Below are 388 nucleotides of genomic sequence, written 5' to 3' on the forward strand. Positions count from 1 at the left end.
GCGCGATCTCACGCACGAAAAACACACCTTCGTCGACATCCTGCGTGCGAGTGCGTATGCATTGGCCGCCATCGAAATCGTCGATAGCCGTATCCAGAACTGGGATATCCGCTTCGTCGATACGGTCGCCGACAACGCGTCGAGTGCGCGCTTCGTGGTGGGCAGCCGCCCGGTGCCGCTTTCGCAGGTCGATTTGACGGCCTGCGCGATGGAACTGTCGCGCGATAACGAAGTGCTCTCGCGCGGCAACGGCGCCGCGTGTCTCGGCAATCCGCTCAACGCGGCCGTGTGGCTTGCCGATCGTATGGCGCAACTCGGTACGCCGTTGCGCGCCGGCGACGTGGTGCTCACGGGCGCGCTTGGGCCCATGGTCGCCGTGACGGAACCA

At 64.9% G+C, this 388-nt stretch carries 1 protein-coding gene; it reads left to right on the forward strand.

Features of this window, described 5'->3' with window-relative positions:
- Positions 1-388: 2-keto-4-pentenoate hydratase (locus U5782_RS41405; protein WP_322049642.1), on the forward strand; the 388-nt coding region annotated here is incomplete at both ends.

The organism is Paraburkholderia sp. J67, assembly GCF_905220265.1.
In the GTDB taxonomy this organism is placed as follows: domain Bacteria; phylum Pseudomonadota; class Gammaproteobacteria; order Burkholderiales; family Burkholderiaceae; genus Paraburkholderia.